The organism is Methylobacterium sp. CM6244, assembly GCF_054817885.1.
In genome coordinates, this window is record NZ_CM139247.1 from 1,585,993 (window position 1) to 1,611,741 (window position 25,749).

Here is a 25,749-nt window from a genome sequence, read left to right on the forward strand (position 1 = left end):
GGAGATGCCCGTGGGAACCTATCAAAGGCGCGGCGCGAGCAGCGGCGGGTCGGTGGGCGGGCTGAAACCGCCGATCGGCAATGGCTGGGTTAGCGTGGTGCGCGGGCAACTCGTCGCCCATCCGTTCTACTTCAGTAAACTGATGGAGATCGAAGGCGCGGACGGAACGGGCGGGCATCCGTTCTTCGCGCCTGTGCCCCATCTGGGTGTGCTCCGAGACGTCGACATGACCGTGGCAGGGTCAAGCATCACGGATGCGAACCGCGAGGACTTCGCGCTGCGGATGCGACCCTACCTATATCGCATCTCGAAAATTAGCGTGGGTCTGCCCATCGGAGAGATCGGCGCCATCAACCTTTCGATCTGGACGGGTCGGGACCAGAGCGGAGACAAGCTCGTCGACATCACGCCAGCCAATCTCGCCCCGCTTGCGGCCGACCCCTACGCCATCCTCGAATTTGCACTGCCCAACGTCCACCGCAGCGCGGACTGGCTCCACGTCTACGTCAACGCCGTCAACGCGACGCCTCTCAAGCTCTCGTTCTGGGCCTACGGAGACGTCCTCATCGCTGACGACAACCGAGGCCATCCGATATGAGCATCACCCGATACGCCATCCTCGACACCTCGGGCGTCCAGAACGTCGTGACCGGCATCGTCGAGGTGCTGGAGGACGAGACCTTCCACCCGCCGGATCACATGGAGGATGTGAGCGCAGTGGAGGTGCCGAAAGGCGAGCCCGTCGCCGAGGGCTGGAAGTGGACGAAGCGGGATGGCTTCCGCGCGCCGTAGACGACACGCACCCCAGTCGGACCCTGAGGCCGGCGGCGGGGGGGGTCGCCGCTCGTTCACCGTCTTCGAGTGGGGCGGTTAGGGCCTCTCGCTGGCTCTGGGCCGTCCCGGCGTGTCGGGGCGAGGATACCACAAAAACTGAGACCAGTGCGGGCGGGGTGGTTGTTCGCGACCCGCTGCCGTCCGGAACGAAGTCTTGTGACTTCAGGACAACCGGCGCGGCCCCCTTATCCCTCGGTAGCGTGTCATCTCCACGCCGCCGCACTGATCTGCTGACAATAGCACACCTTGCACCCAGAGGAATCCCCTCCCAAGCCGGCCGGTTGCCGTGCAGCCCCGGACATCGTGAGCACAGTCCATGACCTTCTCTAGAATTGAGCAGTCACCGAACTCAAGACATTTCGCTTCTGTCCACCATCATCGCTGATGATTTTAGCAATGCTTGCCCGATTTCTTCAGCTTTAGATTTAGTTAATATATAATGAATTGATGAGTTATTTGTTTCAATATTGAGAAACCACATAGAGTTCATATCCGGTATACGGATTATGCTATAGGAGGTTATATCTAAGGCGCTCACGGTCTGACTTGCGTTGCCCTTTGCGTCGCTTGCCATAGCTTATCCTTCAAAAACTTTGAACTGAATTGTAATAGCTTGCGTTTCATGAGACGGTTGAACGTCACTTTTGCACGATCGCCAAAACAATACATCATCCTTATAAAATGGGGAACGTTGCGGTGGCGGATCAACCAGCCGCTTCCGGCAGTGGCTCCGTAGACGACACGCACCTCAGTCGGAACCTAAGGCCGACGCTTCCGAGCTTGATCGAGGGACTGGCGACCACAAGGACATGTGATCGCATCGTGGCTTGCCGACGCTCTCGCGGTGGACCAGTTGAGGCCGCTCGTCGCAGAATTCCTATAACCAGCTGGCCACAAAATGTCGCCCACAGAAGTTCGGGTTAGCGTCGATGGGACGGACATCTTCATCGACTACGGTGATGGTTCGTGCCTCCCACCCAATGTCAGAGAGCGTAGGGTGGCGGTTCGGGCGCTTAAGGAGGCGATCGGACTATTAAAGCGCCCGGTGATGGATGAGATCTGCGACCGCCAGGGCGCGGTGGGTCAAAAGCTTAAACCGAAGGCAGAGCGTACCCGCCTTCGGTTGGTAAAAAATTAGATCGATCCCACCGCCTCTGAGTTGCCAGCCTTAGCAGCCGCCTTTTGCTCCTTGCGCTTTGCTAGGCGCTCAAGATGTTCCGCTGTCGGTGGCATGGCCTTTCGTGCCTGTATCTGTGCGGCCCGCCGTTCGGCTTTGATCGCTAGACGAGAGGCTTTTCGGTCGGCGAGCGCCTTTTCCCGCTTGGTTTGCTTCCCCTGCTGATAGTCAGCAACCGACCGCTGCCCCCTCTTGGCAATCTTCTTGTCCACATTTTGTGCAGCCCGGAAGGATGCGAGCAGTTCGGCGTCATCAATGCCCGGCGTGCAGAAATAGCGCTCGAATATCTTCATGTTGAAGTCGAGAACTGGGCGGTTCACGTGCCTGCGATCAGGAACGAACTGATTGTCAAAAGCATACAGAACGATATCGTAGCTCGGGAAGTAATAAAGGTTGTCGTCGGTTTCTTTTGTCTCTCTATAAAATTCGTCCACTGCGGCCCGGATAATCGACTTCGACGCAGCGTTAGCTGAAAGGCAGGCAATCGGGCGGAATGATGCAGCGAGTGGGATCGGCGAAACCGTAATCACCACCTTGGCCTTCGGGTTGTACTTAGCAATCAGTGCGCGGATCGTGTAGATATTCGTCTTGGTTTCGGCAAAGCTGGCGACCCGGAATTTGTGGCGGGAGGAGTCGAGCTTCGCCTTCGGGGGGGCTCTCCAGAAAACCTCACCGGTCGGTTCATCGTACCAGATTTCGGACAGGCCGAGGGTGATGATGAAGACCTCGGCGGCATCGAACAGGGCCTTGGTCGCGAGGCGAGCGCTCTCGGAGTAGCCGAACTCCTCGTGATCGTACCCCTCCCACATGGCCTCGGTCGGGAAGACGTTCTCCCAGGCCCACTCAAATTGCTGACGGATCGCCGATGTGTGGACGATCCCGTCTCCCATTTTCGTGACGTAAGCTTCGTTGTCCTTCTTGGTGAGGACATTATAGCCGCGAGCGTTCAGATGGTTGCTGATGTTGATCGCGAAGCAAGACCCAAACGCAACAATCGGAGTATCTTTTGTCACGAACGGGACCGCAGGCATAAACCCTTTTGTCAGATACCTATCGACTACGTAATCTTTTTCCAGAGAATTATTGTCCGGATACAGTGATGGTCGATTGCTGTAGCTTGAACTAATCTTACGAACCACGCCATCGGACACTAATTCCAGCATTCCCATATCGATCTCCTGAAGACTGCGGGACTCATTGGCTCGCAGGTTATTTGCGCACCCTATGTGACGAATCACGATCCCGCGAGTCGGCAATCCGATCTGGACGAAAGCGGCGCGGGTTGTGTCGCCAGGATCACAGATTGCGGGGTTCTGACACGCACCCCAGTCGGGCCTTAAGGCCGGCGTTATCCCATCTGGCCCAACGATGCGCGCAGGGCTTCCTTGGCCTTGCGCCACGCGTCGTTCCGCTCGGGCTCAGTGAGCGGCGCCGTCTGATTGTCGTTGGGGATCAGCGCAGCGACGTAGACCAGCACCTGAGCGACGCCGTTTTTGATCTCGACTCGGATCGTGTCCCGACCCGCCCGAGTGGCAGACCACATTCGATCTTCCATACGTCCCCGCTCCGCTGCCTCGCCTAATCCGCGAACACTACCACACCCGCCCCGGCCGGTCGCCGCGCAACCCCCATTCAGAACGCGAAGCCGGGACCGTACCTCACGGCCATCGATACGAGTGCCCCCGCCATCACGCCGATGGTGAATGCCGCCTCGACTGTCCTTCGCTCCATGACTTTGGCCTCTCCTGCTATTCGCAAGCGGCGAGGTGGAGGCAAGGACCACGCCGCGCAACCCCCACCATCTCGGAGAACCAACATGGCCGCGTCCGCCATCATGACGCCGCTTGGCCTTGCCGCGCTTAAATCGCGGGAAGGTGTGCGGCTGAAAGCCTATCTCGACAGCGTCGGCGTACCGACAATCGGCTACGGCCACATCAAGGGTGTGAAGCTCGGCCATGTCATTACGCAGGCGCAGGCCGATGCCTTCTTCCTCGAGGATCTGGCCTCGCATGCCCTGCCGATACTGTCATGTATCAAGGTGCCGGTCGCGGACCACGAGCGGGATGCCTTGATCTCCATCGCCTTCAACATCGGCGTAGGCGGATTCAAGGGGTCGACCTTTCTGCGCCTGCTGAACGCTGGCGACCGGAAGGGCTGCGCCACGGCGATCATGTCGTGGACGAAGAACAAGGAGTTGATCTCCCGGCGCACCGCCGAGCGCGATCAGTTCCTGACGCCCTACAGCAAGGCGGCGCCGAAGGCCCGGAGCACCGACGCGAAGGCGGTCAGCGGGCCGCTGTCCACGCTGGTGCCGCTGGACGTACCGCCGGTCACTACGCCACTGCCCGCGCCGGTCGTGATCCCGCCGGCTGCCCCTGCGCCCGCACCGTCACCTAAGCCGCTCGACGAGCCCAAGGTGGTCGCTCAGCCGAACATGCTGGCCCGCTTTCTGACCTGGCTGGACGACCGGTTCGGCTCCAAGCACTGATACCCAACGCTTTTCCGTAGCCGACCCGAGCCGGCCGGTTCCGCCGCGCACCCCTCCCACATCGTGAGACCATCATGACCCGCTTCTTTCTCGCGGCGCTGGCGTTCGCCTGTGCCGTCTCTGTCGCGTTCGCGCATGGGGCTGCGCCCTCGGCGACCGTTCTCGTTATCCCGTGGGGCAACATGCTCGGCGAGTTCTCCAAGACGGCTCTGGAGGTGCTTGCACCCGTGCTGATGGCGGCCATCACCTACGCAGCTGGCCGTCTGCCCTGGTGGGCTGCCATGTGGTTCACGACCCAGCGTATCGACCGCATGCTCAAGACCGGTGCCGACTACGCGATCAATGCAGTTGAAGGCGCTACCGCCGACAAAAGCCTTTCAGTCGACGTCGGTTACACCGTGTTGAAGGTCGCGCTGGAGCGCATCATGGGATCAACCCCCGGCTGGCTGCTGAAGGAGGCGGGCGGCGCAAAGGGTATCTCCGAGCGCTTGTTCAGGGTCTTCAAGTTCGATGAGACCGTGACCGATGCCAACACGCTATCGCCTTTGATCCGCGATCTGCCGACCCTGCCGTTCGCGAAGTGAGGGCATCTATCGGAGGCGCAGCCATGAACCCGCACACCCCAACCTCAATGCACATGACGCGCCCTCTGGAGTGGATGCTGTCCTGCATGCTCCTGGTCTGGGGTGCGAGCATGCTGCGTCCTGAAGCCTACTTCGACATGCCGGTCTACCGGATCATGGGCGAAGTGATGACGGAGACCCGCTGGGGGATGCTCGCCGTCGTCGTGGCAATCCTCCGCGCCGTCGGGCTCGGCATAAACGGCTGGTGGCGGCGAACCCCCGTGATCCGCTTCGTCGGCGCCTTGGTAGGCGGCCTGTGCTGGCTCGCAATCGGCTTCCTCATGCTGGTCGGCGCATACGCCTTCAACACGCGGCTACCGGCGGGCTTCGGCTGGTATCCGGTCTGCTTCTGCTTCGAGGGCTGGTGTGTCCTCGCGACCGGCTACGATATGTTCAAGAACGGTTCCCTGTCCGCTGGAGCTGCGCCACGCAATGTCACCTGAAGACGTCAAGCAGTGGGTCGACATCCTCAGCACGCTTCTGGCGGCAGGCGGCGGAGGCGGCATTCTCCTCGCGGTCATCGGCTACATGCGGGCCAAGGTGGAGAAGCCGCATATCGCGCCCCCGACCGTGGGCGGGAATGGCCTTGCCCAGGTCGCCGGTATGGTCATGGGCCAGAACGACCTAAAGGACATCATTGACGGGCTTCGCGGTGTGTCGGCCTCCCATGACCGATGTACCTTAATGCGCGAAACCGAGATGACATTCCGCAAGAAGGAGGCCGAGGATCACCGAGAGCATGAGCGCCGGCTTCTGGAGGAGCGCCGCCAGCACGAGCAGCGCCTGGCAGAGGACCGCCACCGAGAGCACCGGGAGATGGTGGAGGCGATCCAGGGTCTCGCGGGGAGGATCCGCGATATCCGGTGCGTGTCATAACTCTGGCATACCTGATGCGTATGCTTCGGTTCCTCTCGAACTCTTAAAGACTTGACCCCGCCCGGCGCGAGCCGAAGCGGGTTTTTTTAATGTTAGATCGGGTTGCGGCACCTTTCGGTAGCGCCTAGCTTCCGCCGCCCGACACCGGCATAGGAGACGACATGCGAGCGATCCAGAAATTAGCAGCGGCAGCGTTTATCGCCTGCGCGGCGATGGGTTCTACCGCCCAGGCGGCGCCATTGCCTCAGACGGCTACCGTCGCCGATCACGCTAGTTTGGTGGAGGTGGTTCAATACGTTGGCGGCCACCGCCGTCGTGCGTACCAGGGGCACCTGCGCCGTCAGGCTGCCCACTACCGGCGGCAGGACGCCCATTACCGCCGTCAAGATGCCCATTACCGGCGGAAGGCCGCGCATTACCGGCGTGCTTATCGTTAAGGGTACAAAACCCGGGCAGAGGACGCCTACCGGTCTCCGGATACTTCGCTGCGTTTAATTCGACCCGCCCGGCTCGCGCCGCGGCGGGTTTTTCGTTCGCATGTTCTGCAGGCCTCGTGGATTGCGAACCCTTCGCGCTTGCGGCATTGCGAGGCAACGCGTTGGCAAACAGGATCACGGTTCCAATGGCCACAGATGGCAAGCCTTCGTTGGCAACCCTGGCGGATGCGCGCCAGGCCACTTCTCACGGGAAATGGCAGCAAATCCTCGAATGGGGAGGCGATGACGCCTTTCTCCTTCAGAGCCATCATATCCTGAACGCGTACATCGCGGCGGCTTTCGATCTCTCCGAGGAGAATGCACTCAGGCGAGCGGCTGACATAGCTTTGTCCAGCCGCTGGGATCGGACCCATCGCTACTCTTTTGCGCGGTCGTTCGTCGCCTCTGAGCGGTGTGACCTCGCCTGGAAAACCATTCAGGCCAATCCCGACCTGCAGGGTGATCCTGCATTTGTTAAGCAGGCGCGCCGCATAATCGCTTATACGCAAGATGAAACTCTCAAGAATGAAATAAAGGCGGTCATTGTCTCGGCGCTAAAGGGGGGCGCCGAGATCAAACCAACACCATCAAAATTCCGGTTTCCGAACGGAAAATCAGATCCCGCCTTATTAGGCAGCGCAGTTGCCAAGCTCGGCTCGCGAACGGCTCCGAGGCATCTAGCAGCCTTTGATCTCGCTATGGAGCGTACTCGTTCTACGCTTTCAAAAGCAAAGAGGCCTGTGCTTCGTGAATACAAAAGCGTCTTTGTGGATCGTCATGGCCAGATTTGGCGCGAAGACGGTGCTATTATAAAAACAACTGGAAAGCCTATTGTCTCGGTGAAACAAGGCGATGTTCCAAATCACTATACGGCAATGTTTGGGATCAAAGAAACCCGCGGCATCTACCATTGGCTCGTTGACAGACTTGCTGCGTTCTCATGGATGGTTGACCGAGACGATGCGGTATTGCCAATCTTGTTGAGCGATCGAGCCTCACCGTTCGAGGCGGAGACGCTAAAGCTGGTAGGCATCGGTGGGTTAGTTTGCCCCATCGGGGGGCCCGAGTATGTCGAAAAGCTCATCGTGCCGCGCGTTGGTTTCGAAGGTATGATGTACTGGGATCAGGTATCTCCAATCTTTGACAAGATAAAACAGTATGTCATGGAGAGGGCAGAAGACGCTTCCCTCGTAGCTTCAGAGAGGATCTACATCTCACGTAGCGATGCGAAGCGGCGTCCTATGTCGAATGAAAAGGAAATTGAGGCACTTCTGGCTGCGGACGATTATGAAATCGTCTCATTTACCGGGATGCCACTCTGGCAACAGTTCTTCATAGCCTTTTCGGCTAAGGAAATCGTTGCTCCACATGGAGCCGGGCTTTCGCACCTAATCATGTGCTCACCTGGAACGAAGGTGACTGAAATACTTCCCATTAGCGATGGCACGCATAAGCTGCGATTTAATTATGCAAGATTGAGCCTATTGCGAGGGCACAATTACCGCGCTTGGCTTGAGCCTCAAATCGGTGAAGATGACAGTTGGTCATTGGATGTGAAGGCTTTTTGGGAATATCTATACGGAAAAGAATTTCCTAAGCACCTGACTTGATGCCCCGAGCACTGCTTACTCGGCTCACGATACGCAGGTTTTTGGGTCCTTCGGTTTGCGGGTTGCATTCCAAATGAGCGGGATGTATTTCTGCAACTCCGCTCAAAAAGGGCGTTTTTCGTCCTGCGTTAAACCAGGAGTCTTATCAATGAGCGAAACAGCAGCGGTCGTTCGATCCGAGAAGGCCGAAGCAAAGCGTCAGGCGCGCATCACTGCCCGCCGCTCGACTAAGGTCGAGGCTCGCAAGGCCGATCGCAAGGCTCAACGCCAGCTTTCAAAATCCAGTGAGAGCGGCTCCGGTGAATCCTGATCATCCCAATACTCCTTAGCATCAGCGTTTTTAAAGTGCCCCGCTCAGCGAAAGCTGGTGCGGGGTTTACGTTTCACACCACAGTCGGATTTCGTGCGATTTGAACCTTCGCTAAGTCAGTAGGCAATATGGCGGCTTCATTGTATTTGTTGCCCCCAAGGTGACAGTAGAGAAACCCGCCCCTCATGCCGGCACGATACTGCGACCCCTTTTCCAGCAAGACGCGGCCACCAGTTGGATGCATTGCAGATATATCTTCAAGCATGAGCACCTTGTCGTCGGCCCCGTTGTTCAGGCGGAAGACTGCAGGGTCCACACCATCTTTCCAATTCTCCATTGTGCCTCCTCGGAGCTGGGCTAGAGAACGTCGTCGCGCTTCCGGCGCCGGACAGGGACTGTCACCATCTCTGAGCCGTGGCATTGATGGTAACATTCGGTCGGCCTGATTTGGAAATCCTCCACCCGTCTTCTCCTCAAGCCCCGCCGCCGTCATGGCGCGCCGGGCTTGCCCGTTTCTGGCCCGGGAAACCGATCCGTCAGCGTCCGCGCGATCACCTTCGCCAGTTCCACGGCTACGGCCCTCGTGACGCGCCTGGTGCTGGATCGGCGGATCGGCTCATCCTCGAAATAGATGTAGCTCAGCCCCGTCCTGATGGCGTCTTGCACCACCACAGCTTCGCTCTCAACGCGTACCCGAAACGGCAATCTGACTGGTGTTTCCATCCCGCCATATTCCAACGCCTTTCCGTCAGATCATTGGCTTGGCTGTGCCTCTTAATCACTGGCGCGGCCCATTCCCCGGCCGACGCCGCTCGGAACGGGTTTCAAAGATTTCAATGGCTTAAGCTTGAAGGGTTCCTAACCCGGATCATTTTACGGATTCTCCGCCATAGGAAAATCTTATCACCTTCCTATAGCGTTCCCAGGGCGTCCGAGAAGCTTTGCGGCATTCGGTCGGGCACACTTCGGAGAAGCGACGATGAGCCTGCGACTGCCCGGGGCGTGAACCTCGCTGGTGCTGCTGCCGTTCGTACGGCCGACGACGCTCGACCTGTCGTCCTTCGTGGCGTCACCGCCACGTGATCCAAGCTCTTATCGCGCCCCAATGAGCCGATCTCATCAAGGCGCGACCACGCGGCGGCTGGCAAGCGGGCCGTGGTGAGTACGGCCATGGGGCGGGCTCACCGAGGTAGAGGCTTGGCATGAAAGAATCCGTCCCACCGCGCATCGGTCGAGGCGGCATTGGTCGCCACATCACGATGCGCGCCAAGCATCTGAACGGTCCCGCCTTTTCAAAGCGGGGGCGGTTCTGCCCGGTTGCTGCCTCACGAATCCGTGTTTGCGTGTGCGAATGGCGTCAATGCTCCGTTCATGCTTGAAGGGCCATGACGCATCTCGTGAGCTTCACGGAGGAAAACGATGCGAACGAGTTCAAAACTGGTTCTCCTGGCCGTCGCTGCCGTCGCGGGCTTCGCCTCGGCAGCCCAGGCTGCGCCATTGCCGCCGTCATCAGTCCAGCTCGAGCAGCCTGCTCTTGTCGAGAAGGCGCAGTTTTACAGCCGCGAAGGGTACCAGCGTTATCGGTACCGGAAGCAGGTTCGGCGCGAATGGGCGCGTGAACGGCGTTACGACGCCCACCTGCGCCGGCAGGAACACAATTATCGTCGGCGAGCCTATCGCTACGGTTACTAGAATTAGCGTCACGCTCCGACGATAATTCACTCCCCGAATTGGTCCCGCCCGGTGTAAGCCGTGGCGGGATCTTTCGTTTGTATGGGTTCTCCTCGAGAGCGACTGTCCTCAGTACGGCAAGGAAGAGCCGATTCTAGGCTTGCACAGATCAAGCATATAAACCAGTTTGGTTGCGCTTGTTGGTGGAGGATGCCATGTTTTATAAATTCTTTGCCATTGCAATTGCAGGCTTTTGCGCAATTCTAGGCTCTTATCCCGAAGCATCCAAAGCCGAAGACAATGAGTTTGGGCCGACCATACAGCAAAAATATCTCGGTACCTTGGCCAGGTATGTTTATATAAGACATCAATCTGCGAGAAGAATGTACATATCTAACTCGGACGTGATTGTTGTCGTCAACTTCATTGTCGGAAGGGACGGGAACGTCGTGGAATCAAATGTCGTCAACTCATCTGGGTCGCCCGATTTCGACAGGATGGCTTTGTTGACTGTAAAAACGGGTTCAAGATTTCCACCGTTTCCAAAAGAAGTAAAAGCGAACTCATTAAAAGTAACGGTGCCGCTGAAATATGCACGTAATGTCTTTAATTGATGTTCGTTCAAAAGCTTCCACAGTCTTCCTGTTACACGGTTCCGTATGCCGTGAGTTTAGAGCGACCCCCGCGAGACAGGTGACTTATCCTCCGCTGATCGAGATGGCGACGCCGGGCTGTTCATCGTGAAGCGCCATTGCCGATATCCGTTTTCGCACCGACTGCCATAGACCCGTTTGAGGGCTTCCGAGCGAACACCGCCGCTTGCGTCTTCGCGGCGCGCCTCGCGCTCTGCCGCCGGACGGGACCGGACCGGCTCGGCCCGCCCCGAGCTCGAGCTCCAACGAAATCGAGCGCGATGACTTCGGCGGTCTCACTTCGGGAGGTTCCCAAACCCGGGTTCTGCGAAGGATTCTATGGGTGCGGTTTGTAGGATCCTCAATAACCTCGCGGCGCAAAGGTGACGAGGCGAGAGCGTATTTTCCGAAACGATCGGTTTCCATCGTTTCTGTTTCATCGAGAGCAGAGATGCTCGATAACCCATTCGAGGCGGACATGCCGGCATTCTTCAAGACCCGGCGCCGGGAGCGAGCGTATAGCCCGACCGATCTCGTGGACCGGCGGGAACGGTGCTGCGGATCGGATGCCTGCCTCGCAAACCGCAAGAGACGTCAATCGGATTAAGCAGAAGGGAAGTGAGCGATGAGCTGGCACAGTGCGGACGACCCGGTTCCGGGCGATCACTTTTCCTGCGATGCGATCAAGACCCTGATCGTCCCTCGTTCGCGGGATCTCGGCTCGTTCTCCGTCCGGCGAGCTCTGCCGTCGACGGAGTGCCGGATGGTCGGTCCGTTCATCTTCTTCGACCAGATGGGGCCGTCCGAGTTCCTGCTCGGCCAGGGCATGGACGTGCGGCCCCATCCGCATATTGGCCTCTCCACCGTCACCTACCTGTTCGACGGCGAGATCATGCACCGGGACAGCCTGGGCACCGAACTGCCGATCCGTCCGGGCGAGCTCAACTGGATGACGGCCGGTCGCGGCATCACCCATTCGGAGCGGACCGGAGCCGGGCTGCGCCGGACCGGCTCGAAACTGTTCGGCATTCAGGCCTGGGTCGCGCTCAGCGGCAAGGACGAGGAGACCGCCCCGGCCTTCGAACATTACGACGCCGATGCGCTGCCGGTCCTCACCGGCGAGGGCAAGATCGTCCGGCTGATCGCTGGAGAGGCCTTCGGTGCCAGATCGCCGGTGCGGACCTCGAGCCCGATAGTCTATGCCGACGTGATGCTGGAGGCCGGCGCCGTGCTGCCCCTCGACCCGACCTATGACGAGCGCGCGATCTACACCGTCTCCGGCGCCATCGACATTGCCGGCGACGGGTTCGGCCCCGGCCAGCTTCTTGTCTTCAATCCCGGCGACCGCATCAGCGTGCGGGCCACCGAGGCCGCACGCTTCATGGTGCTGGGCGGCGAGCCCATGGACGGGCCGCGCCATCTCTGGTGGAACTTCGTCTCCTCGCGCCCCGAGCGGATCGAGCAGGCCAAGGAGGATTGGCGCCAGGCCCGTTTCGACACCGTGCCCGGCGAATCCGAATTCATCCCCTTGCCGGAATCACCCCCGCCCGTGCGCTATCCGTAGAGTTGCGCGAGACCGGGGCAGGGCCGATGGGGCCTCGCCCGCGAATCCCCCCCGAGAGGACATATCGACATCATGGCAGTTGAAGCATCCGGTGCCGCGAGCGAACTCGTACAGGTCGTGGCGCTGCTCGCCGCCGGCGTCGTCGCGGTGCCCGTGTTCAAGCGGATCGGCCTCGGCTCGGTCCTCGGCTACCTCGTGGCGGGGCTCGCCATCGGCCCGTTCGGCCTTGGCCTGTTCTCGGATGCGCACGCCATCCTGCATGTGGCCGAACTCGGCGTGGTGATGTTCCTGTTCATCATCGGGCTGGAGATGGAGCCGTCGCGGCTCTGGGGCATGCGGCGCGAGATCTTCGGCCTCGGCCTCGCCCAGGTCGGCGTCTGCATCGCCGCGCTCATGCTCGTCGGTATCGCCATGGGGTTCTCGCCTGCGATCTCCTTCGTGGCCGGCACCGGCTTCGTCCTCACCTCCACCGCCATCGTCATGCAGCTTCTCGAAGAGCGCGGGTCGCTCTCGACGCCGAAGGGACAGCGCATCGTGGCGATCCTCCTGCTCGAGGACCTCGCCATCGTGCCGCTCCTCGCCATCGTCGCGCTGCTGGCCCCCGGCGGGCAGGCGACCGGCACGATGGACCGCGTCTATGGCATCGGTATCGCCCTCGGGTCCGTGGCCGCCCTGGTGGCGGCCGGGCGCTGGCTGCTCAACCCGCTGTTCCGCCTGCTGGCCGCGGCCAAGGCCCGCGAGGTGATGACGGCGGCGGCCCTCCTCGTCGTGCTCGGCTCGGCCCTGGCCATGCAGCTCGGCGGGCTGTCCATGGCCATGGGTGCGTTCCTGGCGGGCGTCCTGCTTTCGGAATCGAGCTTCCGGCACCAGCTGGAGGCCGATATCGAGCCGTTCCGGGGCATCCTGCTCGGCCTGTTCTTCCTCGGTGTGGGCATGTCCCTCGACCTCACGGTCATCGCCGCGAACTGGGCGCTCATCCTCATGGGCGTCGTCGCCTACATGGTGGTGAAGAGCATTGTCATCTACGCCGTCGCCCGCCTCCTGCGCGCTTCGCATCCCGAAGCAATGGAGCGTGCGGCCCTGATGGCCCAGGGCGGCGAGTTCGCCTTCGTGCTCTATGCCGCCGCCGCGAGCGCCGGCATCATCGACGGCACCACCAACGCCGTCCTGACGGCGACGATCATCCTCTCCATGGCCGTCACGCCGCTGATGGTGATCGCCTTCGACCGCTTTGGTCCCAAGGCCTCGGTCTCGACGGAGGGCCTCGAGGTGCCAGAAAATCTCGTGGGCAGCGCCCTCATCATCGGCTTCGGCCGCTTCGGGCAGGTGGTGAGCCAGCCGCTGATCTCGCGCGGCTGCTCGGTCTCGATCATCGACACCAACCCTGCCTATATCCGCGTCGCCGAACAATTCGGCTTCAAGGTCTATTACGGCGACGGTACGCGCCTCGACATCCTGCACGCGGCCGGGGCCGCCACGGCACGGGCGATCCTGATCTGCATCGACGATCGCGAGGCCGCGCGGCGGATCGCCGAACTGGCGAGGGCCGAGTTCCCCCTCGTTCCCGTCCTTGCCCGCGCCCGCGACCGCGAGCACGCGATCGAGCTCATCCATGCCGGTGTCGCCTACCAGCTTCGCGAGACGCTCGAGTCGGCCCTGGCCTTCGGCGAGCAGGCGCTCCTGGCCATCGGTGACGAGCCGGATTCTGCCAGCGCGGTCATGGCCGAAGTCCGCCGCCGCGACGCCGAGCGGCTCGATATGGAGACCGTGGGCGGGATCTATGCCGGGCGCGACCTGATCCGTGGGAATGCGGTGGAGGCTTGAGGCGTAGGGTCTCACACCTCGGGCGGTGCGCCGGGATTGCCCTCGTGGCGGTCCCGCTGCGCCGCCGCGCGGGCGAGGAGCAGCAGCGTCACCGGGGTCGTCACGGTGAGGAACACGCCGATCAGGGCGTCACGCAGGACGAGGCGGCCCTCGATCAGGGACAGGAGCAGCATCGAGCTCATGAGGATAAGCGCCATGCCCAGCGTCGCTCCCAGGGTGGGGGCATGGACGCGCTCGTAGAACGTTCGGAGGCGGATGAGGCCGAAGGCGCCCGTCAGCGAGAAACCCGCGCCGACGATCGCCAGAGCAACCACCAGCCACGCGGCCCAGACGGGCAATTCGGCGCCGTTCACTGGATCACCTCGCCCTGCATCAGGAACTTCGCCAGCGCCACGGTGGCGGTGAAGCCGATCATGCCGAGGATCAGGGCGGCCTCGAAATAGAGGCCGCTGCCGGTGCGCATGCCGTGGACCACCACCGCCAGCATGCCGTTGAGGTAGAGGGTGTCGAGACCGAGGATGCGATCCTGCGCGCGGGGGCCGCGCAGCATCCGCCACGCGGCAAGCGCCATGGCGAGAACCAGCATTCCCTGGGCGAAGCCGAGCCCCCAGTCGAGAACGGTGTTGGCGCTCATGGGAAGAACCTCATGGGACGAAGAAGATCATGGGGCGAAGATCTGCATCAGGGGGCGCTCGTAGCGGTCCTTCACCCGCCGCACCCATTCCTCGCCATCCGTGTAGTCGAGCACGTGAATGAGCAGGCAGCCCGTGTCGGAATCGTACTGGACCCAGAGGGTGCCGGGCGTGCCGGTGAGGATGATCGATAGGATCGCGAGACCGAACGGCTCGCGCATGTCGAGGGGAATCGTGACGAAGCCGGTCCGCCGCTCGCCGCCGCGAAGCCCGAGGATGATGCGGGCGACATCGATGTTCGAGCGCACCATGTCGTAGAGCACGATCACGGCGAGCCGCGCGAGGGTGCCGGGCGCCCGCACCCGCACCGAGGGAGGCCGTAGCGCCAGCATGACGGCGGGAACCGTGAGGCCGACCAGCAGCGCCAGCAGGACGTTGCCCGGTGAGAGCGGCGCGTTCAGGAGCAGCCAGGTCGCGGCGAGGCAGGCCGACAGGATGGGGTAGGGCAGGAGGCGGCTCACGATCCACCGCCTTCCCGGGTCGGCCCGAGGACGGCGCGAACGTAATCCTGCGGCTGGGCCAGCCAGCGCACGGTCTCGTCGGCATAGGCGAGGGCCGGGCCGCCCCAAAGGGCGAGCGCCACACAGGCGGCGAGCAGGCCGGCGAGAGCGGTGAATTCCGAAAGGCGCAGGACCGGCGGCGGGTCGTCGCTCGGAACCCAGAGGTTCTTGATCCCGAGCCGCACCATCGGCATCAGCGTGGCGAAGCTCGACAGGGTCAGCGCGGTGATGAGCCACCAGGCGGACGCGGTCATCGTGCCCGCGGTGAGCCCCGTGAAAATCGCGAGCTTGCCGACGAAACCGGAGAGCGGGGGAACCCCCGCCAACATCAGCGTGCAGATGAGGAAGCCGCTCCCGAGGAGCGCCACCGCAGCGGGGATCGCCCGGCCGATCTCGGTGGCGTCGGCATCGTCGAACGGGTCGCGGTACTCGTCGGCGAAGACGGCCTGGGCGGCCTCCAGCGGGTCGCGGCCGCGCTGCAGGATTTCGGCGAGCAGGAACAGGGCGCCCGCCGCGAGGGTGGAGCCGAGGAGGTAGTACAGGGCGCCCGAGAGCGCCCGGTCACTGCCGCTCCCCAAGGCCGCCAGCACCGTGCCCGACGAGATCATCACCGCATAGCCCGCCGCCCGCGTGAGGTCGCGCGCCGCCAGGATGCCGATGGCGCCATAGGCCATCGTCGCGAGACCGGCGGCGAGGATCCAGGTCTGTCCGAACCCCTCCGACAGTCCCGCCCCGAACAGAAGCAGGCTCAGGCGCACCACCACGTAGATGCCGACCTTGCTCAGGATCGCGAGGATCGCGGCCGCCGGCGCACTCGCTGCCGCGTAGGTGGTGGGCAGCCAGAACCCGAGCGGCCAGGCGCTGCACTTGATCAGGAAGGCGATGCCGAGGATCGCGCAGCCGATCTCGAACAGGGCGAGTTCCCCCGCCTCCGGCGCCGCGAGCCGCCGGGCGAGGTCGGCCATGTTGAGGGTTCCCATCGTGCCGTAGATGAGGCTGACGCCGACGAGGAAGAACAGCGAGGCGACGAGATTGACCGCGATGTAGCCGAGGCCGGCCCGGATCCGCGTCTCGCCCGATCCGTGCAGGACGAGACCGTAGGAGGCGGCCAGCATCACCTCGAAGAACACGAACAGGTTGAACAGGTCTCCGGTGAGGAAGGCGCCGTTCACGCCCATCAGCAGCAGGAGGAACAGGCCGTGGAAGCGCGGCCCCGCCCGGCCCCAGCGGGCGAAGGAGAAGACCAGGGCGCACAGGCCCAGCACGCTGCCGAGCGCCAGCATCAGGGCCGAGAGCCGGTCGGCCACCAGCACGATCCCGTAGGGTGCGGCCCAATTGCCGAGGCGGTAGATCTGCGCCGCCTCGCTCGCGCGCCAGACGAGGATGAGGGATATGCCGAAGAGGGCCAGCACCGTGGCGAGGCTGAGCGCCCCTTTCAGCCGGCTCCGGCGCTCGTCCATGAGGAACATCGCCCCGGCCACCGCGATCGGCAGAACGATGGGCAGGACGACGAGATGGTCGGTCCAGTCGCTGACGAGGGGGGTATTCAGAACCGTGGCGTTCATGGATGCGGGTTCTCTGGATTCGGCTCCGCCAGATGCGGCTCGCGGCCGTCCACATGGTCGCTGCCGGTGATGCCGCGGGCGGCGAGCAGCACGACGAGGAAGAGCGCGGTGAGCGCGAAGCCGATCACCAGGGCGGTGAGGACCAGGGCCTGCGGCACCGGGTCGTCCACGGAGACGATGTCGGCCCCGGCCCCGAGCACCGGCGGCGCGCCCACCGTCAGCCGGCCCATGGCGAAGATGAACAGGTTGACGGCGTAGCTCAGCAGCGAGATGCCCAGCACGACCTGGAAGGTGCGGGGACGCAGCATCAGCCAGATGCCCGAGGCGGCGAAGACGCCGATCCCCAGGGACAGCACGATCTCCATCAGGCGGGCTCCTTCTCGACGACCCGCTCCACCCCCGCCTCGGCGGGGCGGGTGCGCCGCAGGGATTGGTGAGCCAGGGCGACGAGCATCAGCGCGCTCGCGCCCACCACCAGCACCATGATCCCGAGATCGAACAGAAGCGCGCTCGCCATCGGGACCTTGCCGAGCAGAGGCGGCTTCCAATAGGCGAAATAGGCGGTGAGGAACGGACGCCCGAACAGCCAGGAACCGGCGCCGACCGAGACGGAGACCAGCAGGCCGATGCCGATCCACGAGATCGGCTGGATCCGCAGCCGCTCTTCGACCCACTGCGCGCCCTGGGCCATGTATTGCAGCATGAAGGCGATGGTGAGCGCGATGCCCGCCGCGAAGCCGCCGCCCGGCAGGTCGTGGCCGCGCAGGAACAGGTGCAGGGCGAGGAGGACGATGAAGGGGAACAGCCACGTCATCACCACGCGCGGAACGAGGAGAGCATCGGCGGTGGTGTCGCCGAGCTCGCGGCCCTCGCGGGCATCGTCATAGGCGTCGTGGTTCACCTGCTGCTTGGGAGGACCGAGACTGTCGGAGGCGGGCCGGAAGCGGCGAAGGAGCGCGAACACCGTCAGGCCGACGATGCCCAGCACGCAGATTTCGCCCAACGTGTCGAAGGCCCGGAAATCCACCAGCAATACGTTGACGACGTTGCGTCCGCCCGCCTGCGGGTAGGCCTCCTCGATGAACCAGCGGGCGATCCCGTCGACGGCGGGCCGGGTCATCACCGCGTAGGCCAACCCGGCGAGCCCGAGGCCGGCAAAGGCGGCGATGCCGAGATCAATCATCCGTCGACGGCGGGACCGCGTCTTCTCCCAAGCCGGTGCCGGAATCGCCGCGTCGCGCTTGGGCAGCCAGCGCAGGCCCAGCAGCAGCAGCACGGTGGTGACGATCTCCACCAGGATCTGCGTCACCGCGAGATCCGGGGCGGAGAGCCAGAGGAAGGTGAGGCTGCTCACGAGGCCCGCCCCGCCGACGAAGATGGCGGCGGAGAGCCGGTGGTACTTCGCCCGCTCCGCCGCGCCGATGGCGCAGGCCGCGCCCACGAGCCACATCAGCGCGAAGGCCGGGTCGAACTCCGTGGTCTTGCCCGGCGCGAACAGGTCGAGCCCCCGTGCGGCTCCCGTCACCAATGCGGCCAGGAGCACGGTAAGGAAGAGAATGCGCAACTGCGCCTGGAGTCGCTCGGCGCCGAGCCCGGCTTCCAGGCGGCGCGCGCCGTTCACGAGGCCGGTCATGGTCCGCTCGAACAGCCAGCCGCCGTCGATCCGGTCCATCAGCCAGGGGCCGCCGCGGGGATTGGTGTTGATTCGCCGCCCGAACGCAACATAGAGCGCGATGCCGCCCAGCAGCGCCACCATGCTGAGTGCAAGCGGCGCGTTGAAGCCGTGCCAGATGGCGAGGTCGTAATCGGGGGTCCGCTCGCCGAGGACCGCCCGGACCGCGCCTGCGAGGAGGGGACCGATCGTCAGGTTCGGCACGAGGCCGATGGCGACGCAGACGAGGACGAGCAGCTCGATCGGGATGCGCATCCAGCGGACCGGCTCGTGGGGCGCGTGCGGCAGGTCGTGCGGGGCGGGTCCGAAGAAGGCCTGCCGGATGAAGCGCACGGAATACAGCATGGTGAAGGCGCTCGCCAACGTCGCCAGCACCGGCAAGGCGAGATTGAGCAGGTGGCCGTCCGCGTTGTCGACCGCCTCAGCCAGGAACATTTCCTTCGACAGGAAGCCGTTGAGGAGCGGCACACCCGCCATCGCGGCGGCGGCGACCATCGCCAGCGTCGCCGTATAGGGCATGGCCCGCCACAGACCGCTGAGACGGCGCATGTTGCGCGTCCCGGTCTCGTGGTCGATGATGCCCACCGCCATGAACAGCGAGGCCTTGAACGTCGCGTGGTTCACCGTGTGGAAGATCGCCGCCACGACAGCCAGCGGCGAATCGAGGCCGAGGAGCAGGGTGATCAGCCCGAGATGGCTGATGGTGGAATAGGCGAGCAGACCCTTGAGGTCGTGCTGGAAGATCGCGCTCCACGCGCCCACCAGCATCGTGATCATGCCGGCGGTGCCGACGATCCAGTACCAGGCCTCGGTGTTCGCCAGCACCGGCCAGAACCGGATCATCAGGAAGATGCCGGCCTTCACCATGGTGGCCGAATGCAGGTAGGCGCTGATCGGGGTCGGTGCCGCCATGGCGCGCGGCAGCCAGATGTGGAACGGGAACTGCGCCGACTTAGTGAGCGCGCCGGCCAGCACCAGAACCAGGGCCGGCAGGTAGAGCGGGCTGTTGCGGATCGCGTCGCCCGAGGCGAGCACCGCCGAGAGGTCGTAGCTGCCGACGATCTGCCCGATGAGCACCAGACCGACGAACAGGCAGAGGCCGCCGGCCGCCGTGATGGTCAGCGCCATCCGCGCGCCGTCCCGTGCGGAGGCGTTGTCGGACCAGTAGCCGATGAGCAGGAACGAGACGATGCTCGTCAATTCCCAGAAGACGAAGAGCTGGATCAGGTTGCCCGAGAGCACGATGCCCAGCATCGCGCCGACGAAGGCGAGGAAATACGAGAACAGACGCGGCACCGGGTCCGCTTCCGCCATGTAATAGCGCGCATAGAGGACCACGAGCGCGCCGATGCCGAGCACCAGGACGGAGAACAGCCAGGACAGCCCGTCGAGCCGCAGCACGAGGCGGACGCCCAACGTCGGCAGCCAGTCGACCGCCCAGACGATGGGGTCCGGGCCTGCGACGGCGGGGTAGAGGAGCCCGATGCAGGCGAGGCAGGTCACCATCACGAAACCGGCGAGGATCGCGGCGGCGTTGCGTGCGTGGCCCGGCAGGCAGATCGCCACGACGCTGCCGAGGAAGGGCAGGATGGCGGCGATGGTGAGGAGCAGGTGGGGCGGCATCGGCTCGGGCAATACCCTCGTTGGGCGAGAGCGCCCTCCATGGGGTGCGGGGGCGTCCGGCGAAACCAGGAGCGGGGCGCTCGCGCGGGTCGAGTGCGGTATAGGACGCAACATCAGACGTGGCGAGGGTGGAGAGCGCCAAGATTCCGTAGAATCCCCGCGACATCTCTCCGGTCATGGTCTGGCCCTGCCGAGATAGAGCCTTGCTCGTTCAATGCCCGATATCGCGGGGACAGGTATGTCAGGTCGAAGGATGGCCTTCCATCCGCGCCCGGAACGTGGCGGCCTCCGCGCGCAGCCATTCGGTCGTCGCCTGGACGCTGGGTTTCGAGAGGCCTGCCTCGCTGGTGACGAGATGGTAGATATGGCCGTCCAGAACCGGCCCGAACGGCTGGACGAGTTGGCCCACCGCCAGTTCCGCTTCCACGAGGGCGAGGCTCAACAGGGCGACCCCCTGGCCCGCCACCGCGGCCTGGATCGCGTGCCCCTCGTCGGAGAAGCGGATCTGGCCGGGCCGGGATGGACAAGGCAATCCCGCGCGATCGAACCAGGTTTCCCAGGTCGGGTTCAGCGGATGCTTCCATCTCCAACGGAAATGGATGAGCGGCGCGGCTTCAGGATCGTCGCCCGTTAGGTCGTCGAAGGCGATCTTGCGGAAGAGAGGGTTGACCACAGGCGCGAAACGATCGGCGAACATCGCCTCGGCGGAGAGGCCCGGATAGGGGCCGCGCCCGTAGCGAATGGCGAGGTCCGCGCCGGCGGCATCGAGATCGATGGCGTCATCCGAGGCCAGCAGATGCAGGTCGATATCCGGATGGAGAGCCCGGAAGCCGGATACCCTCGGGACCAGCCATTTCGCCGTGAACGCGCTCGTGGCGGTGATGGTGATCTGTATCCGGCTCCGCACTCGCGTCAGGCGGGTAATGGCGGCTTCGAAGGCATCGAACCCCTCGCGCAGGACAGGGTATAATTGGAAACCGGCCTCGGTCAGCATCACCTGGCGGACCCGTCTCTCGAAGTGGCTCAGTCCGATATTCTCTTCGAGGCCGCGGATCTGGTGACTGATCGCGGTTGGCGTCACCGCGAGTTCGGCCGCCGCAAGCTTGAAACTCCCGTGTCGTGCCGCGGCTTCGAAAGCACGCAGAGCGCCGAGCGGCGGTAGGCGGCGTCGCAGACCGAGATGAGATCCGCTCATCCATCACCCGAGGATTTGGAGTTTGTCGCGCTCCGGATTCGAGCCCACCTCTCCCCCATCGGAGCGGCTGGGGCAAGATGGGTTCATGCCGCTTTCCCGTCCATCGAAAGCGAGACGACCATGCTGGAACGCATCATCACGCAGCCCGACAATTATGAGCCTTTCCTGCTGTCGCAGGGCATTCGGTATGGCGGCCTTCTCTTCATCTCCGGCCAGGCCGGGGCGGATGATGACGGGCGGATCGTCGACGGTGGCTTCATGGAGCAGGGCGAGCAGGCCTTCTCCAACCTCCGCAGGGTGTTGGAGGCTGGCGGATCGAGCCTGGAGGACTTGGTGAAGGTGACGATCTTCGTCACCGACATGGACCACTTCCGGGACGTCGTGGCATTGCGCCGCCGGTACTTCACCGCGCCCTATCCCGCCGACACCATCGCCGAGGTCAAGGCGCTCTACGATCCCCGGGCCATGATCGAGATCGAGGCTATCGCGGCCGTCAGCGTCAGGAGTGCTTGAGGTGGATGCGCTGGCGACGATGCCGGATCCCGACGGCCTGCGCCGTCTCCTGACGCCGTCGGCCATCGGCCAGATGGCGCTTCGGAACAGAATGGCGGTCGCCCCGATGACGCGGGTCAGCGCCGGGTCGGATGGCCGTGCGACGCAGCGCATGGCGGATTACTATGCCGCCTTCGCGACCGGTGGCTTCGGCCTCGTCATCACCGAGGGCCTCTACACCGACACGGCGCATTCTCAGGGTTACCTGTTCCAGCCGGGTCTTGCCGACACCGAACAGTGCGATGCCTGGAAGCCGATCGTCGAAGGCGTGCATGGGCACGGTGCGAGGATCATCGCACAGCTGATGCATGCCGGGGCCCTCTCACAGGGGAACGCGTTCCGGACCGGGACCAGGGGACCTTCGGAGGTGAAGCCCAAGGGTCGGCAGATGATCTTCTATCGCGGAAGCGGTGAGTATCCGATCCCTGATTCCATGTCGGAACCGGACGTCAGGGCAGTCGTGATCGGCTTTGCCGAGGCGGCGGTTCGGGCACGGGATACGGGCTTCGACGGTGTCGAGATCCACGCGGCGAACGGCTACCTCCTGGACCAGTTCCTCAGCGAGGGAACCAACCTGCGCCAGGATCGCTACGGCGGCGACGTCGTCCGGCGGATGCGCCTCATCGTCGAAGTCGTGGATGCCGTCCGGAAGGCTGTCGGGCTCGATTTCGTGGTGGGCCTCCGCATCTCCCAGGGCAAGGTCAACGACCTCACGCATAAATGGAGCGGGGGCGAGGACGAGGCCGCTGCCATCTTCGGTACGCTCGGCGGCCTGTCCATCGATTATCTGCACACGACAGAGCATGAGGCGTGGCAGCCCGCCTTCGAGGCGACGGCAAGTCTGGCGGCTCTGGCCAAGCGCCACGGCCGTCGACCCGTGATCGCCAATGGTGGTCTTCATCGGCCATCGCGGGCGGCCGGTCTCATGGCTGCTGGCGAAGCGGACTTCGTGTCTGTCGGACGCGGAGCTCTCGCCAATCCGGACTGGCCGCGCCGCGTAGCGGGAGGACTTCCCCTCGATGAGCTCGACGGCGCGCTCCTGTCTCCCATCGCCGATCTCGAGAATGCCGAGGCCTATCGGCGGCGCTCCGCCGCCACGCCCGACTGAGACCGAAACGACCCTGGGCTCCGGTGTCCCTCGATGGCCGGCCTATTCCCGTCGGCGCGATACCGGCTTGCTGAGATAGGCGGAGCCCGCGAGGAGGAAGCGCCACGGGGTATCCGCCCCGCGCGTGATGCCGATGCGACGGTCGGCCAGGATCTCCGGCGTCGCGTCCCGTCGCTCAAGTTCGAAGGGCGGCCGGTCGAGGGGAAGGCCGTCCTGCAGGTTCGTCACCGCCAGGGCCTGACACAGGCGGCCCGGTCCCGCGCAGAGGAGGCGGAGGGCGTCGAGCCCGCGCCGCTCGCGCATGGTCTCGATCCCCTCTTTCGGCTCGATCGCGCGGATCAGCACAGCGCTTCCCGGTTCGCAGACGAGGTTGAGGCACCAATGCATGCCGTAGGAGCGGTAGACATAGGCATGGCCCGGCGGCCCGAACATGCTGGCATTGCGCCGGGTCGGACCGTTGAAACTATGGGAGGCCGGGTCGCTCCGGTCATAGGCCTCGGTCTCGACGACGAGCCCGCCGATCCCGGAGACGAGGAGGCGGCATCCGATCAGGTCGGAGGCGACCGCCGCCGCCGGCCGCGCATAGAAATCCGCCCCGAGGCTCACGGCTTGCCCGAGGCTCACGGTTTGGCGGAACCGCCATCCAGCACGCGGGCGATGCCGTCCGGCCCGAGTTTCAGGGCCACGCGGATTGCGCGTTCGACGAAGGCCTGAGGCGTCAGCCCGCCGAGTTTGGCCGCTCGCGACACGTCGAGGCCGAGGCCGAGATCGATCGCCACCGGCGTCGTGCGGGGGGCAGGGGCCGGCGCTTCCGCCGCCACGCCCGGAGGAGGCACCACCGCCGGGACGGCGGGGGACGGAACCGGTTCGCCGGCCGGAGCGAGACCGAGGGCCTGCCGCCGACCCTGCGCCGCCAGCCGGTCGGCGCGCTCGTTGCCGACATTGCCGGTATGGCCCCGCACCCAGGTCCACTTTACGTCGCGGGCGGCGTTGAGGGCGTCGAGCTCCTGCATCAGCTCGACGTTCTTCACCGGCCCGGTGCTGGTGCGCCAGCCCTTCGCCTTCCAGCCTCGCATCCATTCGGTCACCGACTTGATGACGTACTGGCTGTCGCAGCGCATCTCGATCGCCGACCCGGCGGGGAAATGCGACAGGGCCTTGATCGCCGCCGTCAATTCCATCCGGTTGTTGGTGGTGGCGCGGTCGCCGCCGCAGAGCTCGATCTTGCCCTCCGGTCCCTCGATCACCACGCCCCAGCCCCCCGGGCCCGGGTTCGGATCACAGCCGCCATCGGCATAGGCGACGGCGCGGGCGAGGGCGGGCTTCGTTGTCGTCATGACGCTGATCTCATGTCCGGGGCAGCGGGGCCCCTAGCACGAGGCGCAGGGTCAGGGCGATTGCGGGGGCGCACCTGCGGGCCGGATCTCGTAATGGATCGGCTTGAAAGCATTGTTGTTCGATTGCAGAGCCGAGCAGGCGGTGAGCCCGATGATGAGGTCGGTCTCGGCCTCGAAGGTCACACGGTCGCCGGCCCGGCTCAGGGGCGGCTCGACCTTTAATTCCCCGGTCTCGCCGTTCACCACGACGTTCATGAACACGTTGAAGGCCACCGGGATCCGGTCCGGCTCGATGCCATAGGGCGCGAGCGCGGCGGCGAGGTTGCCGAAACAGCCGCGGTGCGGATGCGTGTCGCCGTAAATGATGCGGAAGGTGTCCGCAGAGCAGGGGGTCAGCAGGAAATCGTGCCGCCCCACCGTATCCTCGACAATGCGCAGCAGAACGTTGGAGCGGTTCGAGTAGATCGGGTCGCCCGTCGTCAGGTAGATGCGGCTGGCGTAATCGAGGGTCCGGCCCGACGAGATCACCTCCTCGCGGTCGGCCGCGGAGTAGGCCAGAAGATCGGCGACCTGCTCGCCGTTCGGGTCGATCACGGTGAGGCGGTCGCCCTTGGCGAGCACGAAGGCGACGCCACTGCGGGGCGCGATCTCGTGGCGGTGGATCGGGGGGAGGGCGGTGTCAGGCGGCATCGCGGCCATCCCGAAGAGCGGAGTCGCCGGCCCTGGTCCCAGTCTCGCGCCCCCTGAACGGGCAGACCCAATCTCCTTCGACGGCGCGGCCGCTGTATTGGCGCGCTTCCGATGTCTCGCCATGCCGCGCCAGCATCGGGTTGATCGAGCCGGCAAGGGCTTCATCGCGGGCGAGAATGGCCGAGCGCAGACCCTCGTAACGGCCCTCCGCCCGCAACTGCTCGAACTGAGCGCGGACGTTGAAGACGAGGACGGGGTGGGAAAAGCGGCGGGCCGGACGGCTCGCGCCCGGATGCATGCCGACGAGGAAGAACGCCTCCCCGCCGAAGGACAGGGAGAAATGCGGGTCGTCCGGGTCGGCCTGCACCCGCTTGTCGTAGCGCTGGCCTAGAAAGACGTCCTTGTCGGAGAGGGATTGCACACGCGCCCACAGGTGCCGCTCGAACTCCTCTTCGCTCTGGCGCTGAGACGCTTCGAAGACGACGGCGAAGCTCTGGAACAGTTTCGGGTCGGCCCGGTAGCGGCAGATGAAGGCCAGAAGCGCCGGATAGATCCGCGTATCGTCCCAGCCGGAGGCGATGTCGCGGGCCACGAGAACCTTCAGTTGCCCCTTGGCGAGAGCCGATTTCGCACCGACGCAGGGGAAAGGCTGACTCTTGATGAAGGCGTGAAATTCCTGAGCGAGCGGATGCCCGGCATCGTCGGTGGGAAACAGCATGGTGCTCCGGAT

General features: G+C 64.0%; 30 protein-coding genes. 15 read left to right on the top strand and 15 right to left on the bottom strand.

Annotated features, from left to right (window positions below):
* Window positions 1-10: 10 nt before the first annotated feature.
* Both ACYQML_RS07330 and ACYQML_RS07335 read left to right on the top strand, forming a co-directional pair.
* Entirely contained in the window at window positions 11-598 is a 588-nt protein-coding gene (locus ACYQML_RS07330; protein ID WP_461235154.1) for a hypothetical protein, read from the top strand.
* On the top strand, window positions 595-792 hold the full coding sequence (locus ACYQML_RS07335; protein WP_461235155.1) for a hypothetical protein: 198 nt from the start codon (window positions 595-597) through the stop codon (window positions 790-792). The genes ACYQML_RS07330 and ACYQML_RS07335 overlap by 4 nt, the downstream gene beginning before the upstream one ends.
* Before the next feature lie 1,176 nt (window positions 793-1,968).
* Here the strand turns inward: ACYQML_RS07335 and ACYQML_RS07340 are convergent.
* A complete protein-coding gene (locus ACYQML_RS07340) occupies window positions 1,969-3,180 on the bottom strand; it encodes a GSCFA domain-containing protein (RefSeq protein WP_461235156.1) in 1,212 nt (403 codons plus the stop codon).
* Window positions 3,181-3,359: 179 nt separating this feature from the next.
* Window positions 3,360-3,554 carry a hypothetical protein gene (locus ACYQML_RS07345; protein WP_461235157.1) on the bottom strand — a complete coding sequence of 65 codons (195 nt, stop codon included), beginning with the start codon at window positions 3,552-3,554 and terminating at the stop codon, window positions 3,360-3,362.
* 273 nt (window positions 3,555-3,827) lie between these two features.
* Here ACYQML_RS07345 and ACYQML_RS07350 point away from each other — a divergent pair, with 273 nt between their 5' ends.
* The 7 genes from ACYQML_RS07350 (at window position 3,828) to ACYQML_RS07380 (ending at window position 8,394) form a co-directional block, all read left to right on the top strand.
* Window positions 3,828-4,499, top strand: a complete 672-nt coding sequence (locus ACYQML_RS07350) for a lysozyme (RefSeq protein WP_461235158.1) — start codon at window positions 3,828-3,830, stop codon at window positions 4,497-4,499.
* A 74-nt stretch (window positions 4,500-4,573) separates the two neighbouring features.
* On the top strand, window positions 4,574-5,083 hold the full coding sequence (locus ACYQML_RS07355) for a hypothetical protein (protein WP_461235159.1): 510 nt from the start codon (window positions 4,574-4,576) through the stop codon (window positions 5,081-5,083).
* 53 nt (window positions 5,084-5,136) lie between these two features.
* The gene (locus ACYQML_RS07360; protein WP_461235160.1) at window positions 5,137-5,565 is read left to right on the top strand and encodes a hypothetical protein; all 429 of its coding nucleotides are present in this window, start codon (window positions 5,137-5,139) and stop codon (window positions 5,563-5,565) included.
* On the top strand, window positions 5,555-5,998 hold the full coding sequence (locus ACYQML_RS07365; RefSeq protein ID WP_461235161.1) for a hypothetical protein: 444 nt from the start codon (window positions 5,555-5,557) through the stop codon (window positions 5,996-5,998). The genes ACYQML_RS07360 and ACYQML_RS07365 overlap by 11 nt, the downstream gene beginning before the upstream one ends.
* Window positions 5,999-6,159: 161 nt before the next feature.
* Window positions 6,160-6,435, top strand: a complete 276-nt coding sequence (locus tag ACYQML_RS07370; protein ID WP_461235162.1) for a hypothetical protein — start codon at window positions 6,160-6,162, stop codon at window positions 6,433-6,435.
* 185 nt (window positions 6,436-6,620) lie between these two features.
* Complete coding sequence (locus ACYQML_RS07375; protein WP_461235163.1) at window positions 6,621-8,084, top strand: glycosyltransferase family 61 protein; 1,464 nt, start codon at window positions 6,621-6,623, stop codon at window positions 8,082-8,084.
* A 148-nt stretch (window positions 8,085-8,232) separates the two neighbouring features.
* Entirely contained in the window at window positions 8,233-8,394 is a 162-nt protein-coding gene (locus ACYQML_RS07380) for a hypothetical protein (RefSeq protein WP_461235164.1), read from the top strand.
* A 73-nt stretch (window positions 8,395-8,467) separates the two neighbouring features.
* Here the strand turns inward: ACYQML_RS07380 and ACYQML_RS07385 are convergent, their stop codons facing one another.
* Window positions 8,468-8,731, bottom strand: a complete 264-nt coding sequence (locus ACYQML_RS07385; RefSeq protein WP_461235165.1) for a hypothetical protein — start codon at window positions 8,729-8,731, stop codon at window positions 8,468-8,470.
* A 152-nt stretch (window positions 8,732-8,883) separates the two neighbouring features.
* Window positions 8,884-9,063 (bottom strand): hypothetical protein, encoded by a 180-nt coding sequence (locus ACYQML_RS07390; RefSeq protein WP_461235166.1) that lies wholly within the window; start codon window positions 9,061-9,063, stop codon window positions 8,884-8,886.
* 750 nt (window positions 9,064-9,813) lie between these two features.
* Here ACYQML_RS07390 and ACYQML_RS07395 point away from each other — a divergent pair.
* From ACYQML_RS07395 to ACYQML_RS07410, 4 genes are all read left to right on the top strand, one after another.
* The gene (locus ACYQML_RS07395) at window positions 9,814-10,086 is read left to right on the top strand and encodes a hypothetical protein (RefSeq protein ID WP_082470426.1); all 273 of its coding nucleotides are present in this window, start codon (window positions 9,814-9,816) and stop codon (window positions 10,084-10,086) included.
* Window positions 10,087-10,280: 194 nt separating this feature from the next.
* Complete coding sequence (locus ACYQML_RS07400) at window positions 10,281-10,679, top strand: energy transducer TonB family protein (RefSeq protein WP_082470428.1); 399 nt, start codon at window positions 10,281-10,283, stop codon at window positions 10,677-10,679.
* Window positions 10,680-11,322: 643 nt separating this feature from the next.
* Complete coding sequence (locus ACYQML_RS07405) at window positions 11,323-12,261, top strand: pirin family protein (RefSeq protein ID WP_461235167.1); 939 nt, start codon at window positions 11,323-11,325, stop codon at window positions 12,259-12,261.
* Between the two features lie 72 nt (window positions 12,262-12,333).
* A complete protein-coding gene (locus ACYQML_RS07410) occupies window positions 12,334-14,085 on the top strand; it encodes a monovalent cation:proton antiporter-2 (CPA2) family protein (protein WP_461235168.1) in 1,752 nt (583 codons plus the stop codon).
* A gap of 11 nt (window positions 14,086-14,096) precedes the next feature.
* Here the strand turns inward: ACYQML_RS07410 and mnhG are convergent, their stop codons facing one another.
* The 7 genes from mnhG to ACYQML_RS07445 all read right to left on the bottom strand — a co-directional run bounded on the left by mnhG (window position 14,097) and on the right by ACYQML_RS07445 (window position 21,332).
* Window positions 14,097-14,438, bottom strand: a complete 342-nt coding sequence (gene mnhG / locus ACYQML_RS07415; RefSeq protein WP_419952957.1) for a monovalent cation/H(+) antiporter subunit G — start codon at window positions 14,436-14,438, stop codon at window positions 14,097-14,099.
* Window positions 14,435-14,719, bottom strand: a complete 285-nt coding sequence (locus ACYQML_RS07420; protein WP_018041825.1) for a K+/H+ antiporter subunit F — start codon at window positions 14,717-14,719, stop codon at window positions 14,435-14,437. The genes mnhG and ACYQML_RS07420 overlap by 4 nt, the downstream gene beginning before the upstream one ends.
* 27 nt (window positions 14,720-14,746) lie before the next feature.
* A complete protein-coding gene (locus ACYQML_RS07425) occupies window positions 14,747-15,238 on the bottom strand; it encodes a Na+/H+ antiporter subunit E (protein ID WP_207412989.1) in 492 nt (163 codons plus the stop codon).
* Entirely contained in the window at window positions 15,235-16,842 is a 1,608-nt protein-coding gene (locus tag ACYQML_RS07430) for a monovalent cation/H+ antiporter subunit D (RefSeq protein ID WP_461235169.1), read from the bottom strand. The genes ACYQML_RS07425 and ACYQML_RS07430 overlap by 4 nt, the downstream gene beginning before the upstream one ends.
* Window positions 16,839-17,207 carry a Na+/H+ antiporter subunit C gene (locus tag ACYQML_RS07435; protein ID WP_018041828.1) on the bottom strand — a complete coding sequence of 123 codons (369 nt, stop codon included), beginning with the start codon at window positions 17,205-17,207 and terminating at the stop codon, window positions 16,839-16,841. Before ACYQML_RS07435 ends, ACYQML_RS07430 begins: the two co-directional genes overlap by 4 nt.
* On the bottom strand, window positions 17,207-20,137 hold the full coding sequence (locus ACYQML_RS07440) for a monovalent cation/H+ antiporter subunit A (RefSeq protein ID WP_461235170.1): 2,931 nt from the start codon (window positions 20,135-20,137) through the stop codon (window positions 17,207-17,209). The genes ACYQML_RS07435 and ACYQML_RS07440 overlap by 1 nt, the downstream gene beginning before the upstream one ends.
* Window positions 20,138-20,378: 241 nt before the next feature.
* A complete protein-coding gene (locus ACYQML_RS07445) occupies window positions 20,379-21,332 on the bottom strand; it encodes a LysR substrate-binding domain-containing protein (protein ID WP_461235171.1) in 954 nt (317 codons plus the stop codon).
* A 120-nt stretch (window positions 21,333-21,452) separates the two neighbouring features.
* Here ACYQML_RS07445 and ACYQML_RS07450 point away from each other — a divergent pair, with 120 nt between their 5' ends.
* Together ACYQML_RS07450 and ACYQML_RS07455 are read left to right on the top strand one after the other, a co-directional pair.
* Entirely contained in the window at window positions 21,453-21,845 is a 393-nt protein-coding gene (locus tag ACYQML_RS07450) for a RidA family protein (RefSeq protein ID WP_461235172.1), read from the top strand.
* A 1-nt stretch (window position 21,846) separates the two neighbouring features.
* Window positions 21,847-22,992: an NADH:flavin oxidoreductase gene (locus ACYQML_RS07455; protein WP_461235173.1), complete on the top strand. Its 1,146-nt coding sequence runs from the start codon at window positions 21,847-21,849 to the stop codon at window positions 22,990-22,992.
* A gap of 42 nt (window positions 22,993-23,034) precedes the next feature.
* Here the strand turns inward: ACYQML_RS07455 and ACYQML_RS07460 are convergent, their stop codons facing one another.
* From ACYQML_RS07460 to gntA, 4 genes are read right to left on the bottom strand one after another with little or no spacing between them, the layout of a single operon-like run.
* The gene (locus tag ACYQML_RS07460) at window positions 23,035-23,598 is read right to left on the bottom strand and encodes a DNA-3-methyladenine glycosylase (RefSeq protein ID WP_461235683.1); all 564 of its coding nucleotides are present in this window, start codon (window positions 23,596-23,598) and stop codon (window positions 23,035-23,037) included.
* A 14-nt stretch (window positions 23,599-23,612) separates the two neighbouring features.
* The gene (gene rnhA / locus ACYQML_RS07465; RefSeq protein ID WP_056427876.1) at window positions 23,613-24,329 is read right to left on the bottom strand and encodes a ribonuclease HI; all 717 of its coding nucleotides are present in this window, start codon (window positions 24,327-24,329) and stop codon (window positions 23,613-23,615) included.
* A 51-nt stretch (window positions 24,330-24,380) separates the two neighbouring features.
* A complete protein-coding gene (locus ACYQML_RS07470) occupies window positions 24,381-25,028 on the bottom strand; it encodes a DUF1989 domain-containing protein (protein ID WP_461235174.1) in 648 nt (215 codons plus the stop codon).
* Complete coding sequence (gene gntA, locus ACYQML_RS07475; protein ID WP_056427872.1) at window positions 25,009-25,737, bottom strand: guanitoxin biosynthesis heme-dependent pre-guanitoxin N-hydroxylase GntA; 729 nt, start codon at window positions 25,735-25,737, stop codon at window positions 25,009-25,011. Before gntA ends, ACYQML_RS07470 begins: the two co-directional genes overlap by 20 nt.
* Window positions 25,738-25,749: the final 12 nt, after the last annotated feature.